The following is a 15,491-nucleotide window of genomic DNA, read 5'->3' as shown; positions in this document are numbered from 1 at the left end:
GGGGCGTTTTTCGCTTCTTTTTTCGTCCGTAAGCGGTCTTTGATACTGCCGGGGTATTCCGCTATGGCTGCGGGTTTTTCGGCGGCTCTGGCGGCGTTCTGCTCCAAAACGGAGAGGACAGCAGCCCGGTCAAAATCGTCCCCCAGCTTCCGGGCGGTAATTGGCTTCGTCCTGTCCGGCGTGAGGTAACTTAGCCGCCCCCGGCTCTCCTTGACGGTCACACCATGCCGGAGAAGCAGGGCGGCAAACTCATCAAAGCCGGAAGCAGCGGCAAGGGCTTCCCGGATAGTCCGGCGCAGCTTCGCCTTATCCGTTTCAAACTTGGTCTGCCGGGGCGCGATACCGTCCGCAGCAATAGGGGCGTTGGCTCTGTCAAGGGCAGCCTGTCCTTTCTTCTGCGCCCAATACTCACGCTCGGTAATGCGTTCTTTGCTGCCGTTCAAAAGGTCTATCTGGTAAAGCCCCTCGCTGTGGCACATCTCCATGACTTCGGCTTTCAGATAGTTCATAGCTGCGTCCGTACAGCGGTGCTTGCAGCCTGCTTTCCTGTCCGCTGGCCTGTCCATGTGGGGCAGCATGGGAACCTCCGCAATCCGCAGACTGTTAATGACGATATGCACATGGATATTTTCGGTGTGGCTGTGTCCGTCCGGGTGGGTGCAGACAAGGGCCTGGTGTCCGGGGAAATGCTCGGCGCAGAACTTCTCGCCCAGCTCCTGCGCCCGATCAACGGTCAAGCCGTTGTCCGGGCCGTCCCGTGGGTCAAAGCTGATGATGTAGTGGTGGCTCTTTACGTCCTCCCGTTTCTGGTTCTTGCCGTAGCGGAGATTGGAGCGCATACAGGCAACGGCAAAATCCTCCCCGCCACAATTCAGAGAGGATATGCGGTAGTCTACCCTCGGTATGAGCCGCCCGTCTGCGTCAAGGGTGGGCTTCATGGTAAACTCGTCATGCTCGAATGTGAGGTATTTTTCAGCGTCCCCGTAGTTGGCATTTTTAGAGCTGATATGTTTGAGTATCGCCAACGGCTTCACCTACTTTCTGCAAGACTTCAAACTTCAAGGCGGCAAGGTCGGCGGCGGCTCCCCGCACTTCCTTTTCCAGCCCCCGGTAGGGGCTTCCGTATTCGTTCAGGCTCCGGGCAATCTGGTTTAAGTTGCCGCCGATTTTCCCGTACTCTGCCGTGAGCTTGGAGAGGGCGGCAAGCAGCCCGTCATTGACCGGGGAAACGGTGACAATGGGGCGTATGGTCGCTTTCCGTATGGCTTGCCGGATAAACTCGGACTGGCTGATTTCATAAGCCGCCAGCCGCCCGGTGAAGTCGGCGTATTCTTCATCGGTCATGCGGGTCTTTACCACATGACGGCGGTGGGGCGTATTGTATTTCTTTCGCATGGTCTGTGACCTCCTTTCTCGCCCGACAGGGCGCATAGCAGGGTTTGGGGAAGGCACTCCCCAACAAGATTCCCGCAGGGGCAAAAATAAGCGGAGAGCGAATTTTGGCACCTCGGTAGAATCTTGCTCTGAAAAACTCCGGCGTTCCCCGGCTCCCGTCCTTTCCGCTAACAAAACGTTTCAAAAGGGCTTTGCTACCCGCTATTCCGGCTTATCTTGAAAATTTTCCTTTCACTACCTACAACACCACGCAAAGCAAAATGGACGGAGATTTTTAGAATTTCCCCTCTATTCCCTACAACACCACGCAAGCCGGAATAGGCGGACAATGGCAGTATTTTTTTCTTTGATACCCTCTACGGATAAGTAAGGGATTTTGCCAACTGCGGCGGCTATTTTCCCTTTTGTTTTTTCATACTGGGGATTTTCAAAAATGCCAAACAGGAACGAAAAAAAGCAGCAAATCTGTTGAATAGATTTACTGCTTTCTGGTTGCCGGCGAAGCGGCGGTTATTCAGTTGTAGGCGGTAGGGCTATCTCCCAAAGCGGAACTTGAAAATAGCTGTGAGAAGCGTCTGGGTGATGTAGTCCTCTGTATCTTGGTCTACCCGTCCATTCACACGGGCGGCACATTGTATGCGGCGGCGGTAATACTGCAATACAGTTCCCACCGCTTCCGGCTCCCCGCTGGCGGCTTGGACGATTGTTTCATAGGGGAGAAGCCTATTATTTCTCATATGCCATTCCCTCCATTTCCGCTTGGAGCTGCCGTAGGGCTTTTCGGATATGGTAGCCCGCTGTGCTGCGGCTGCGCCCGTACTGTCTGCCAATTTCGTGCTGTGGAATACGCTTGAAAAAGGACAGGTAAATCATTTCCCGCTCCCGTTCGTCCAGCCGTGACAGGGCTTCCGCAAGTAAACCGCTGCTGAAAATGACCGTATCGCCGCAAAGGGTAAGTATGTATTCCTCGTCCGGCTCCGGGGCTTGGAAATATTCATCTGTCGTGCCTAAAGGGTAGTGCTTTTCGTCTGTGAGGTATTCAAGGGATATTTCTCTTTTGTGCTTCCTGCTCCGTGTCCTCGCTGCGTTGATCGTTGCATTTCGGATAACGACTTTGCAAAAGGCATGGAAAGTGTACTCGATATGTTCCCGATATTCTTCTGTACAGGTCATGGAAAATCCCCCTTTCCTCCCAAAAGGGCTGTGGCTGGTTAGTAGTTGCTTTTTATGATAGTAAGGGGCGGCAGCACTTTAGGCTGTCGCTCCTTGACTGCCTAACTGCAAAACCGGGCGGGGCTGTCAACGGCGGGCGAAGCCCGTTCATCTTGACCGTTGACTGGCTCGGCCGGGTTTGCTATTTATCCGGCAAACTTGAATTTATTTTAAGCTATCACGTTTTACCTTTTTAAGCCTTACTATCATTACCATAGGAATTTCTTTATTGTTTTTGAAACATTCTTCATAAAATCCATCAATGACAAATCCAGCTCTGAAACAAAGGTTAAAAATATCTTGTATGGAACGATGATAATAAATCTGCTCCTCCGGCTGCCCTTCGATCGCTATATCATAGTAACTGTGCGGTGTCATATATTTTTCAGTCAATGTGATAAAACAAGGGTGCTGCGTTGCAAAGACAAAAATCCCGTTTTCCTCCAATAGTTCATAAACAGCCATAAAAAGCGGTTCAATATCCGTAATATCCATAATTGCCATATTAGAAACTGCTTTCGTAAAGGCTCGATTTCTTTTTAATCCTAATAAGCTTTCTCTATTGGTCGCATCCGCTACGCAAAACTCAATTTGTTTTGCATATTGTGATCGCCGTCTTTTAGCCAATTCTATCATTTTTTTGCTGTAATCAAAAGCGACGACCGAAGCGCCTCTCTGTGCAAGATACGAAGAATAATTTCCATTGCCGCACGCAATATCCAAAATGTAATCCGAAGGATCAGGAGAGAGAAGTTCCGTTACTTTGGGACGTACTACCTCTCTGTGAAATTCATTGGATTCGTCACCCATTGCATCATCCCAAAATTGTGCGTTTTTCTCCCAGATCTTTTTGCTTTCCTCTGTTCCCATGTTCTCTCCCACTCCCAAAATTTGCCTTTTTGCTTCCATTAAATCTTCCTTACTATATTCCATTGTTACCCTCCATAACTTCTGATTGTTGCCGTCTTGACTATTATGTATCTTTTCTTTCCAAAATGGTATAGGCTTTTATTTTTATAATGCTGCAAAACTTTTCTTCTGTAAGGTATTCAAAGGATATTTCCCTTTGCCGCCGCTATTGGAAAGCCAAAAGCAGCGGCTTTTTTACGCGATATGACCGAAAAGACTAGAAAGCAGGATATGTCATCATTTGTCATTTCTTCTCAATGTAATAACTGCATGGCATATCAAGCCAAATACAAGAGAAAAACAGCCACCGCCAAATAGTGATGCTCCCCACCCTGCACCCGACATTGTCATAAAACCGCCAACAAAGAAAATACCAATGCCAAGAAATATCCCGACACCATAAAAAAGTCCAATTGCCATATCATACTTATTAAATTGTCGTTTCTCTTTTTTTTCACATGTTTCCATTTTTGTTATTACCTCCTTCGCAAAATCGTCCATGTGGACTCCAAAAAGAAAACAAATTTTTTTCAACGTATTTAAATCGGGTTCATTAACATCTCTCTCCCAATTCGATAGCGCCTGCCGGGTAACATTCAATTTCCCAGCCAGTTCTTCCTGTGTCATTCCCGATTGTGTTCGCAGATGACGTATTTGCTTTCCTGTTGTAATATCCGTCTGTTTCTGGTTCAAAATGGTTCCTCCTCTCTGATGCTGATTTTATCAATGATATTTCGCAATAGCCAGCAATGAACGTTTGCATTGCGCAAGATGTTACATTATCTTCTGAAACATATGCCGGATCTTGTCTAAACGGCTGTTCGGGCGGCGTGGCTGAAACACAGGCTCGCCGGAAGTTTCCTGATACCCTTTTAATTCTGTAATGCAGACACTTCTTCCATTTGTATAAAAATTCAAATCATTTCTATATTCACCAATACAACGGGCAGGGATTTCCCCCTTAAAAATAACTTCATCTTTTTCAAGTCTGGTTGATTCAATGATTGCGCAATACTTTGGTGCGTCATTATAAGCCCGTGAAAGATATTCCTGCGGTGCAAAAAGGGTAAAGGAAAGGTATGGTTCCAACAGTTGTGTTCCTGCTTTTTTCAATGCCTGCTCCAACACGACAGGCGCAAGAAAACGAAAATCAGCGGGGGTGCTGACCGGGCTGTAATAAACTCCATAATCAAAACAAATTTGGCAGTCTGTCACTCCCCAGCCATATAAGCCCTGCTCCATTCCATAACGCACACCCTCCATGACGGCATTTTGAAAACTTTGGTTTAAATAGCCGAGAGATACCTCGCTTTTATATTGTGTTCCGCTTCCAACAGGAAGCGGTGTTACAGTCAAACCAATAGATGCCCAAAACGGATTCGGCGGCACTTCAATATGAATCGTGTAGCTCGCTTTTTTTTGCGGTCTTTCCAGATAAATAACCGAAGGCTCTTTCATAGCCACGCCCACATGATATTTTTCTTCTAATAGCGAACAAATAACTTCTAACTGTACTTTTCCCAAAAAAGATAATATAATCTCATGTGTAACAGTATCAATGTCAAAATGCAAAAGAGGGTCTGTATCAGCAATCTCTGTGAGGGCATTTAACAGGGCTTCCCTTTGCTCCGGCTTTTGCGGCTCTACCGTTGTCCGAAGTAATGGCATGGGATTATCAATCCGTGTTTTGTGAGGCAGGAGTTTTTCATTTCCCAGAATGTCGTTCAGTTTCAAAGTATCATCAGCTAAAATAACAATTTCTCCCGGACAGGCATGGTCAACCGGGACGATTTCACCATTTGACGGAATACACATTTCTGTAATCTTTATTTTTTCCTTTTTTGACAGCAGCAGGGTATCCCGTAAATGGAGCGTCCCATGATACAGGCGTAAATAAGAAAGCCGTTTTTTCCGCTCTGTATACTCAACCTTAAAAACATATCCACATAATTCAGACTGAATATCGTCTGTTTCTGTAATGAAAGTTTCTGTAATCGCTTCAATCAGTTTTTCTGTTCCTAAATTGTCTTTTGCACTCCCATGATAAACAGGAAACAAAGAGCAGCATCTGGTTCTTTTGCACTTTTCATATTGTAATTCCTGTATATCCAAAGAATCCTCTGCAACATATCGTTCTAATAGTTCATCGCTTCCGGAAATAATCATATCCCATTTGTCCAAATCAGAAATATCGGTCATGGTTATCTTTGGCGACAGGGAAACCTCCTGCATGACAATCATATCACTGGTAAGTTTATCTTTAATGCTTTGGTAAACACGCCGCAGGTCGATCCCATTTTGGTCTATCTTATTTATAAAGATAATTGTCGGAATGTCCATTTTCTGAAGCGCATGGAATAATATACGGGTTTGTGCCTGTACGCCGTCTTTTGCCGAAATGACTAAAACAGCTCCGTCAAGGACAGATAAAGAGCGGTATGCTTCGGTTAAAAAATCCATATGACCGGGAGTGTCCACGATATTGATTTTATAATCATTCCAGCAAAAAGAAGTAACCGCTGTCTGAATGGTAATTCCGCGCTGCCGTTCCAAAATCATAGTGTCTGTTCTTGTAGTTCCTTTATCCACGTTTCCTTGTTCCGCAATCGCTCCACTGGTGTACAGCAGGCTTTCCGTCAATGTTGTTTTTCCTGCGTCTACATGGGCGAGAATTCCAATATTGATTATTTTCATGTGATTGTCCTCCTTTTACAGCCCCAAAAGGGCATAAAAATCCCCAGCAGTAAAATACTTTTACCACTGGGGATTATAATTTGCGGACATACACATATACAGCATACACCTGTTTGTGATTGCTGTTTTTCGGATATGTCAAAATTGATAAGGCAAAAGTATTCTTAAATTGGGTACAAAAAACCAAGCCCCCACAAAAGGGACTATCATAATCCTTTGTTCCCACTATTTGATTATAGTTTTATTTAAGAATACCTTGCCGCATATTTTTTACTCCTTTTTTGGAATGATGCTATTATATCACATTAGTTTTAGGAAAGAAAGTACCTAAAAGAAATTTTTCTTCCCCTTATATGTAACAATCATACCGACTTTCTGGCGTTCAGAATGGTTTCTGCTGTCTGCTGTGGTGTTTGGTTGGAATTGTCCAGCCAAAAGCCGATCCGTGGTGTTGTCTGCATAAATGTATCGTATAAGGTTTCAACCGTAAAGCCGGAATAGCCTGTTTTCTCCCTGTATCGTTCCCTTCCTTTTATTGTTTCCACATCTGGACAAAGAACGACAACCTCAACAGGGTATTTATGCGGCACAAAAAATATGTACATGTAACTAATTCAACACATTTATAATTTGAATAGGGACATTATAGCATTTACTAAATACAAATTCAATGTATACGGAAATAAAGATATAAGGAGTGGGAAGGATTCCGCCGTAGTCGGCATTGTAGGAAAATCCAAAAGTTTAGATTTTCCCACAATGCTTATCTTTTGGTCTTTGGTTCGGAATAGTGTAGTGCTGGCGGTCTATCTCTTGTTTTCGGTTGCTTGCTTCCTTACCGTACATGAGCATTGGCCGCGGGGTTGTCCTGGCCGTAGCCTTCCAGAAGGTTGATGCCGCCCCACACGCAAAGGCCGCCGCCCAGGGCGATGACCAGGGTCTGCAATACGTCGATGGCACTGTTGAAGAACTCCATAAATCATATTTCCTTTCGTTTTGTAGAATTGTTGTCGGGTTCCAGTTCTTTTGCGCTCAATTCGTACATATCGAAAGGCTCGTCCGGCTTCACGATGGCCGGTCTGCGCTTCATGTACCGTTCTACGTCAAAGACGTTCTTCTTGTCGGCGTCGGACAGGTATTTGTAGCGGGGGTGCTTTGTCAGGTCATACTTGTCGCTGAAAAACGGGCGCACGCCCCGAAGCTGCAAGATACACTTGCCGCCGTCCATGACCGCGATCTCGTCCTGGGTCATCAACTCCTTTCCCAATTTCTGATAACTGAGGCCGTGAGAGGTCTGCGCGCCCCGGTTCTCGGACTGGTTCAGGCTGTCGATGGTCTCCTTGCCCAGCAGCTCCGAAATCTCTTTCAGCGTGGACTTCTCCTTGCCTCCCAAAAACAAGGTGACGTCGCAGTTGCCGACAATGGTATCTGCCGCGTCCTTGTAAATGGTCTTTAATTGCGACTGGCTCTGCAAAATAATAGAAGCCGATATCTCACGGCTTCGGATGGTGGCGATCAGCTTGTCGAAGTTTGGTATCTGGCCGATGTTGGCAAATTCGTCCAGAAGGCACCGCACATGGACAGGCAGCCGCCCGTTATAGAGATCGTCCGCCTTGTCGCAAAGCAGATTGAAAAGCTGGCTTTGCAGCATGGCGATGACGAAATTGAAGGTGGTATCGGTATCGCTCATAATGAGGAACAGCGCCGTTTTCCGGTCGCCCATCGTGTCAAGCTCCAATTCGTCCTCCGTCATAATGTCCCGCAGCTCCTTGATATCGAAGGGAGACAGGCGGGCGCCGCAGCTCACCAAAATACTTTTGAGTGTCTTGCCGGCCGCCATTTTGAACTTGACATATTGCTTGACGGCGAAGTGCTCCGGCTGCGCCTGCGCCAGCTCGTCAAAGAGGATATCCACGGGGCTTTTATAGGTTTCGTCGTCCTCTCTGGCCTCGCAGGCGTTGATAAGCTCCAGCAGGGTGATGAAGTTTTTTTCCTCCGGCTCCGCCTCATACCAGATGTAGCCGATCAGGGCGCAGTATAAAAGGCGCTCGGCCTTGATCCAAAAATCTTCGGAGGATTTTTCGCCGTCGCCCTTCGTGTTGGCGATGATGACATTGACCAGCTTGAGAATATCCTTCTCGGAGCGCACATAGGCCAGTGGGTTATATTTCATGCTTTTGGAAAAGTTGATGGTGTTCAGGACCTTGATGCGGTATGGCTCATAGATGATCCTGCCGTGCTTATCCCGCACCGGCTTTCCGTTCTCATCCCGCTTCGGCCCGCCGTGCGCCAGGAGTTTTCCCGTCTCCCGAAGGAGCTGTCCTTTGGGATCGGTGACCACATAGGAGCTGTGCATTTGGAGCAGGGACGGCTTGACAAAGAACCTTGTCTTGCCGCTGCCGGAGCCGCCGATGACCAGGATATTCTTATTCCGCGCCGTTTTCGGATCCTTCGGGCGGCTGGTCATGGTGAGGCTTTCCGTCCGGGTCAGAGGGATGTTCCAATCGGGAACGGGATCTATGTAGGGCGCGATATCCTCCGGCCGGCCCCATCGGGCCGATCCGTACTCAACGCCACGGCGATATTTCTTCGCGTTTTTCGCTTTCAGGTACACCGCCAGCCGGACAAGCGCCGCCCCGGCAACGCCCAGCAGCAGGTCCAGAGGGTGCAGGCTGAGCCAGAGGGAGGCGAAGGCCTCGGTGAAGCCCTGGGTGATATGCAGCAGCTTTTCCGAAGCGTCCGCCCCCGGTGCCAGCCGCACCGCCTGACAGAGCTTGTCAAAGAGCCAAACGAACAGCAGATACGGAAGGTTCGCCAGCAGGGTCTTTTTCAGCTTTCCCGTCATCGTTCCAGCCCCCGATCCCTGTTTTTGACCTTCTCGCCCCGCTCCAGCTCCTGCCGCTTCGCCTGCTCCTTGGCCTTGGTCAGCCGCCTGCGGATAGAGGGCTTTTTCTCCTTCGCCAGATTCTTTGCGGAGAACTCGCGGAAGGCCGCCGTCACCGCGTCGGCGTCCCTGCCCTTAAAGAACACCAGGTACCGGGGGATCTCCCCGGTGGTATCTTTTTTCAGGGCAAAGTCAATGCCGTACTTCTTCGCCGTGGCGGAAAACGCCTTGATATTCTGGTCTGTGATCTCAATGTTGGAAACGCCGGTGTTGTGCTTCATAAGCTGACGGAGTGTCTGCTTGCCGTGCCGAAGCTGCGGATCATTCTTGTGCTTTTCCATATCCGCCAGCACCTTCTTCATGGCCTGCTGCAAGAGCTGGGCGGTCATTTTACCGGTCTCCACACAAAGCGCAAGGGTTTTCTGCGTGATTTCTTCCTGCAAGGCGTTCACCTCCGATCTCCGCTGCCGTACAGGTCATGGCTGACAAGGGATGTGTAGTAGCTGTCCATCGTGACCGGTGCGTTATACAGCGCCGCCAGCAGGTACTTCTTGATATTGCGGACATAGGTGGTGTTCTCCCGCATCCGTTCCAGCACATACTCGATGTGGGAGCTGCCGATCTTCAAGAACCGGGACCTCACCACCTCGGCGGGGTAGTCGTCCCCGGCGATACGGATCATCTCCCGGTTGGAGCAGACGGTATCCACCATGAGCTCCACCAGCTCGTCCAGACGTTCCCTGTCCAGCTTTTCATCCTGGGTGAGGATATCGTAGTCGATATTCTCCAAAATGATCTCCCGGTAGCTCTCGCGCTCTCGCATCCTGTCCTGTCCGATCCGGCTTTTTCCTCTGGGGGTAGGGGGACTTGATGGGATAGGACTTGATCCTTGCGTAATTGATAATTCTTTATTTTGTTCTTTAGTATTTAATTGGGCGGGGTTCTCCTGAATAGGGGCATCCAACATTGGCTTCACCTGTATTGGATTTTCCCGTATAGGTTTTTCCCGGATAGGCGCGGGCGTCTGTGCCGGTTCCTTCGGCCGCTCCAAAATGGTGTACTCGATGGAGCCAAGCTGCCCGTTCTCGTTGCGGACGCGCGCCCGGACGAGATAGCCGTGTGTCTCCAGCTCCCGGATCCCGCCGCTGATGCTGTCGATGCCGTCCTTGCAGATGCGGGCAAGCCCCTTCATGGTGTAGTCCCAGTCCTCCGGCAGCGACAGCATGAGGGACAGCAGCCCCTTCGCTTTCAGGGACAGCGACCTGTCCCGCAGGTGGTAGTTGGACATGACCGTGTAATCTCTGGTCTTTTCGATGCGGAAAACTGCCATATCCGGCGCCTCCTTTCTCTGGTTTTGAAAAGTGTTGATTTTGGCGCAAAAAAGCCCCTGTCCTGCCTCTCGGACGCTTCCCATGGGAAAACACCCACGCCGCCCTTTAAGCGGCGCTCTGAGAGAAAAAAACAGAGGTTTTCGCACCCTAATTGATACATTTTTCGGGTGGGTATAGGTACGGATATGAAAAAACGCCATAGGGCGGCTGCCTATGGCGTGGGGACAGGAAAAGGGCGCTGATTTTCACATCAGCGCCCTTCGTGCCTGTCAGTATGAGATTTTTTGACTTCGTGCCGTGTTCCCTGCCTTTGAAAACATTGATTTTACTGACTTTTTCATGTTTTCTTATTAGGAGGCGGGGAACGCGAAAGCTTCTTTTCTTTGCCGCCTTTTCAGCATCGTTGTTTTGAAAATTGAAATTTCCTGAATTCAAAAAGAGCTTTGTTTCTTCTTTCTACTTATCACTTTTTAGGGATAAGCAGACCTGTCTGACAAAAAGAAATATCGATGAAATTTAATGTAAAATGAAGTGCATCACAAAAAAGCAAATCAGATATTACGGACTGATCCCAATCTCTTTTATTTTGAACTTAATTTTCCCACAAGCAAAATGGCTTTTAAGACAAAAATAAGCGAAAGAAAAACAGGAGTTTTACCCTGCTGACAAGGGATATCCCTCTCAATCAGTCTGTTTCTCCTGTTTTTTCATTATACTTTTTCCGTGAACTCATACTCATAAGCCAAAGTTTGCTTCAAGCTCAAAAACCTTTCCAAACTTTCATAAAAAAAGATGGCTTTAAGAGAACTAAGTCTTTCTGAATCTTACTTCCAGTCCAACGTTTCAACTTTCTGATTATTATTCAGTGTGAATTTCTGTCAAAGACACCTTTTTTTCTTCAATATCCATCAGCGTCAGCCGCGGATTTTTTGTTTTCAGAAACTGCGCAGCCTGGATTGCGTTCTTCCGGTCGCTGACATTCACGCCCAAATTTCGATCCTTCAATCCCAGAATCAACATGCCGTGCGGACACTGCCGCTGGCATACGGACTTTCCGTAACCGATGCGACGCTGCAGGACATAATCTGTGAAATCGGAATAACATATCCCTGACGGCGGAACCAGAAATAGACGGTATCTTCTCCCAGCCATAGCGTGTTCAGCTGCCGCACAGGTCCCAGCGACTCCGGCAAGGTCTGCGTCATCCGCTGGATTCCCTTCCATTCCAGAAGAAGCAAAAGCAGAATGGCCAGCGTCGCCAGCCAGAAAATGACAGCGATCCCGATCAGCAGCGATCCCTTCCATTTCAGTACCGCGCCGGTTATGACCAACGATATCAGTACAGAAGTGATCAGATAAAACCGGAATCGGCTGAAAACGTTCTTGAAGCAGGACTGTCCCCATTCACTGCGGGTCATGACATCACCTTCTTTGTCTTTATTATCGCATATTTTCCTTGGATTTCACTCAGAAGTAAAATTTTAAAACCATAACTGAACGGAATCGAGAAAGCAATGTCCTGCGATCTAAAAAAGCGACCAGAAATTAAGTTTCTGATCGCTGCGAAATTTAACTTTCAAACTGACTGTTAAACAACTTGGCATAGAAACCGCGCGCCTGAAGCAGTTCGTCGTGCGTTCCGGATTCGATAATATCTCCGTCCTTCAGCACCAGAATCACATCGGCGTTTTTGATCGTCGACAGCCGGTGCGCGATGACAAAGCATGTGCGTCCCTTCATCAGCTCCAGCATCGCGTCCTGAATCGCCATTTCCGTGCGGGAATCAACGTTCGAGGTCGCTTCGTCCAGGATCAGCATCCGCGCGTTGGACAACATTGCCCGGGCGATCGTCAGCAGCTGCTTCTGGCCCTTGGAAATATTCACACCGTCATCGGTCAGAACGGTCTGATAGCTCTGCGGCAGCGTTTCCACAAAGTCATGGATATGTGCCTTCTTACAGACGTCGATGACTTCCTCCAGCGTTGCGTCTTCACGGGCATAAGCGACGTTTTCCTCAATCGTGCCCTGGAACAGCCAGGTGTCCTGCAATACCATTGTGAACGCCTTGCGCAGACTGTCGCGGGTCAGATTGCGGATCGGATAGCCATCGACCGAAATCACGCCTTCGTTGACGTCATAGAAGCGCATCAATAAATTAATAATCGTCGTCTTGCCCGCCCCGGTCGGACCGACGATCGCGACCAGCTGGCCCGGATCGGCATGCAGCCGCAGATCATGGATAATTTCTTTTTCCGGCGTGTATCCGAATTTGACATGATCGATATCGACCATGCCCTTCGTGTCGATCAGAACCTTGGCGTCCGAAGCATCCGGAATTTCCGACGGCTCGTCCAGCAGCCGGAACACCCGTTCCGCCGCAGCCGCCGCGGTCTGCAGCTCGGTGATGATGTTGGCCATTTCATTGATCGGGCCGGAGAACTTCCGCGAATACATCACAAATGAGGAAATGTTGCCGATCGTAATCTTGCCCAAGAGAAACAAAATCGCACCGAACATACTGATTAAGGACAGCGAGAGATTGTTGACGAAGTTGACGGACGGCCCCATGATACTGCCCTCATAGTCCGCAGTGTAGTACGCCTGGCTGGCGTCCTCGTTGCGTCCGTCATATTTTGTGATGATCGTGTCTTCCTGACCATACGCCTTAATCGTCTTGTTTCCCGATAACATTTCTTCTGTGAAGCCATTCAGTTCGCCCAGCTTGCGGGAACGCCGGCGGAACAGCGGCTTGACTTTGATCATCCGATAGCGCGCAAACACCAGCGTAATCGGCACGGTGATGACAAACACCAGCACCAGTACCGGCGCGATCGACAGCATCATCAGCAACGAACCCACAACCGTGATGACCCCGGTGACCAGCTGCAGAATATCGCTGGACAGCGAGGTGTTGATCGTGTCGATGTCATAGGAAATCTTGGATACGATATCGCCGGTCTGATTGCGGTCGAAATAACTGACCGGCAGCTCCAGCAGATGATCGAAGACCTGCTTGCGCATCCGGTGCGTGATCTTCTTTGACACCTGCAGCAGAATGATCTGCAGGATGTAGGTCAGCACACTGGATATAACATAGAAAAGAATCATCAGGACGCAGTAATAGAGAACCTTGTCGAAATTGACCTGTCCCGGTCCGCCGATCGCATCAATCGCGATGCCGGTCAGCTTCGGACCGTACAGAGCAAGCACATTGGCGACGATCGTCGTCACGCATGCCAGCAATAACAGAAGCTTGGATTCCTTTAAATATCCGATCAACCGCCGGATTGTCGCTTTTCTATTCAAGCAGCGCACCTCCCATCTGGCTGTCGCTGATCGACGAGTAAATCTCGCTGGTCTGCATCAGCTCGTCATGCGTACCGCGGGCCACGATTTTTCCCTGATCCAGTACGAGAATCTCATCCGCGTGCATGATGCTGGAAACCCGCTGGGCGACGATCACCTTGGCGGTGTCGGCAAAGTGCGTATTGATCGCCTTGCGCAGCCGGGCATCCGTTTCATAGTCCAGCGCCGAGCTGGAATCGTCCAGAATCAGAATCTTCGGGTTGTTGGCAAACGCCCGGGATAAGAATATCCGCTGGCGCTGTCCGCCGGAAAGGTTGGTGCCTTTGGAGTTCAGCTTATAATCGAATTCATCGGTCAGGCTCTTGATAAACGGCCGGGCCTGAGCGATCTGCGTCGCTTCATCCAGCAGCTCGTCGTCGATCGGCCGGCCGAAGGCGATATTTTCGCGGACGGAATCCTGGAAGATAAAATCGTTCTGCATGACGATGCCGTATTCCTTCCGCAGCTCTTTCGGATCATAGCTGCGGATATCGCGGCCATGAATCCGGATCGTCCCGGCATCCGCGTCATAGAAGCGCATCAGCAGCTGCAGAATCGTCGACTTACCGGAACCGGTTGCACCGATAATTCCCAGCGTCTGGCCTTTTTTCATTTCAAATGTGATATCCTCGACGTTATCCTTCACGCCCAGGTAGGAAAAGCTGACGTGATCGAATTCAACGATCTTGTCATTGAGCGGCGAATCGTCGGGAATGATTTCCATTTCATCCTGAGCCTGCAGCACTTCCTCAATCCGGTCCGCGCTGGCGATTCCCTTGGAAACCATGACGAAGATCCGGCTGATCGACATCATCGCGTTGGTAATGATCGTAAAGTAATTGGTGAAGGCGATGATCTTGCCGGTTTCGCTCAAGCCTCCGTTGACCCGCCAGGCGCCGACCAGAATGACGCCCACCAGACCGAGATTCATAAACAGGTTCATCAGCGGATTGATCGCGGCCATCCGGGTGTTGGCCTTGAGTTCCTCATTCGCCAGTCCCGTGTTGACGTTTTCATAACGCTTTTTTTCATGATCCGCTTTGGACAGCGCTTTGATCACGCGGATGCCCTGGGCGTTTTCCCGAACGACGGAAACCATCCGGTCCTGCGCCCGCTGTACCTTGGTGAACATCGGAATGCCCTTGGTGGCTTTCGAATAAACCAAAAGTGTGATAAACGGCAATGTCGCCAGCATCACCAGCGCCAGCACCGGCTCCATAATCAGCGTAATCACAATCCCGCCGATCAACAGAATCGGCGCGCGGACCCCCATCCGCTGAATCATGCCGATCATCCGGTGAACGTTGTAGGTATCGCTGGTCAGACGGCTTTCCAAGGATGGTATTGTAAATTCATCCCCTTTGCGGCAGGACAGCCGGATCGTTTTCTCAAACAGATCGTGCCGGATATGAATGGTCGCATCCCGGGCGACGCGGGACGCGAGCCGGTTCGCTTTGATGTCAAAAATCCAGCCCGCAATGGATACGGCGATCATGATCAAGCCATAGATAACAATCAATTGAATGTCCTTGGTCGGCACGATTGTGTCGATCACATACGCCAACAGATAGGGCAGCAGCAGCACCGCCAGCGCTCCCAACGACTTCATCAGAAAGCTGACGGACATCGCTTTTAACAACGGCCTTAGATATTTCTTTAATAGTTCCATAACAGATTCTCATTCCCCCCTCTGCGATCACTTAGTTTCCTTCACCAACTGT

The 15,491-nt window shown here is 49.3% G+C and carries 14 protein-coding genes; all 14 read right to left on the bottom strand.

Features of this window, described 5'->3' with window-relative positions:
- Positions 1-1,034 (bottom strand): relaxase/mobilization nuclease domain-containing protein (locus tag HOLDEFILI_RS04795; protein WP_425268556.1); only part of this gene is annotated, 1,034 nt, incomplete at its 3' end.
- Entirely contained in the window at positions 997-1,395 is a 399-nt protein-coding gene (locus tag HOLDEFILI_RS04790; protein ID WP_002602094.1) for a plasmid mobilization protein, read from the bottom strand. The genes HOLDEFILI_RS04795 and HOLDEFILI_RS04790, both read right to left, overlap by 38 nt.
- Before the next feature lie 533 nt (positions 1,396-1,928).
- Positions 1,929-2,132 carry a helix-turn-helix domain-containing protein gene (locus tag HOLDEFILI_RS04785; protein ID WP_002602095.1) on the bottom strand — a complete coding sequence of 68 codons (204 nt, stop codon included), beginning with the start codon at positions 2,130-2,132 and terminating at the stop codon, positions 1,929-1,931.
- Positions 2,122-2,568, bottom strand: coding sequence for an RNA polymerase sigma factor (locus tag HOLDEFILI_RS04780; protein WP_002602096.1), 447 nt, complete (start codon positions 2,566-2,568; stop codon positions 2,122-2,124). The genes HOLDEFILI_RS04785 and HOLDEFILI_RS04780 overlap by 11 nt, the downstream gene beginning before the upstream one ends.
- 204 nt (positions 2,569-2,772) lie before the next feature.
- Positions 2,773-3,540 (bottom strand): class I SAM-dependent methyltransferase, encoded by a 768-nt coding sequence (locus tag HOLDEFILI_RS04775; protein WP_002602097.1) that lies wholly within the window; start codon positions 3,538-3,540, stop codon positions 2,773-2,775.
- Between the two features lie 213 nt (positions 3,541-3,753).
- Positions 3,754-4,209: an XRE family transcriptional regulator gene (locus tag HOLDEFILI_RS04770; RefSeq protein ID WP_039863914.1), complete on the bottom strand. Its 456-nt coding sequence runs from the start codon at positions 4,207-4,209 to the stop codon at positions 3,754-3,756.
- 81 nt (positions 4,210-4,290) lie between these two features.
- Complete coding sequence (gene tet(32) / locus HOLDEFILI_RS04765; protein ID WP_002602099.1) at positions 4,291-6,210, bottom strand: tetracycline resistance ribosomal protection protein Tet(32); 1,920 nt, start codon at positions 6,208-6,210, stop codon at positions 4,291-4,293.
- Positions 6,211-7,045: 835 nt separating this feature from the next.
- On the bottom strand, positions 7,046-7,186 hold the full coding sequence (locus HOLDEFILI_RS18755; RefSeq protein ID WP_006058347.1) for a Maff2 family mobile element protein: 141 nt from the start codon (positions 7,184-7,186) through the stop codon (positions 7,046-7,048).
- 3 nt (positions 7,187-7,189) lie between these two features.
- On the bottom strand, positions 7,190-9,055 hold the full coding sequence (locus HOLDEFILI_RS04755; RefSeq protein WP_006058346.1) for a VirD4-like conjugal transfer protein, CD1115 family: 1,866 nt from the start codon (positions 9,053-9,055) through the stop codon (positions 7,190-7,192).
- Positions 9,052-9,546 carry a PcfB family protein gene (locus tag HOLDEFILI_RS04750; protein ID WP_006058345.1) on the bottom strand — a complete coding sequence of 165 codons (495 nt, stop codon included), beginning with the start codon at positions 9,544-9,546 and terminating at the stop codon, positions 9,052-9,054. Before HOLDEFILI_RS04750 ends, HOLDEFILI_RS04755 begins: the two co-directional genes overlap by 4 nt.
- Positions 9,543-10,424 carry a DUF6017 domain-containing protein gene (locus tag HOLDEFILI_RS04745; RefSeq protein WP_039863905.1) on the bottom strand — a complete coding sequence of 294 codons (882 nt, stop codon included), beginning with the start codon at positions 10,422-10,424 and terminating at the stop codon, positions 9,543-9,545. The genes HOLDEFILI_RS04750 and HOLDEFILI_RS04745 overlap by 4 nt, the downstream gene beginning before the upstream one ends.
- A gap of 1,014 nt (positions 10,425-11,438) precedes the next feature.
- On the bottom strand, positions 11,439-11,843 hold the full coding sequence (locus HOLDEFILI_RS04740) for a hypothetical protein (RefSeq protein ID WP_006058340.1): 405 nt from the start codon (positions 11,841-11,843) through the stop codon (positions 11,439-11,441).
- Between the two features lie 151 nt (positions 11,844-11,994).
- Positions 11,995-13,740: an ABC transporter ATP-binding protein gene (locus tag HOLDEFILI_RS04735; protein WP_039863904.1), complete on the bottom strand. Its 1,746-nt coding sequence runs from the start codon at positions 13,738-13,740 to the stop codon at positions 11,995-11,997.
- Positions 13,724-15,439 carry an ABC transporter ATP-binding protein gene (locus HOLDEFILI_RS04730; protein ID WP_006058338.1) on the bottom strand — a complete coding sequence of 572 codons (1,716 nt, stop codon included), beginning with the start codon at positions 15,437-15,439 and terminating at the stop codon, positions 13,724-13,726. Before HOLDEFILI_RS04730 ends, HOLDEFILI_RS04735 begins: the two co-directional genes overlap by 17 nt.
- Between the last annotated feature and the right edge of the window lie 52 nt (positions 15,440-15,491).

The sequence above is a fragment of the Holdemania filiformis DSM 12042 genome (assembly GCF_000157995.1).
GTDB lineage: Bacteria > Bacillota_I > Bacilli_A > Erysipelotrichales > Erysipelotrichaceae > Holdemania > Holdemania filiformis.
The sequence above is the reverse complement of the archived record's forward strand: the minus strand, read 5'-3'. Positions and strand labels throughout refer to the sequence as shown.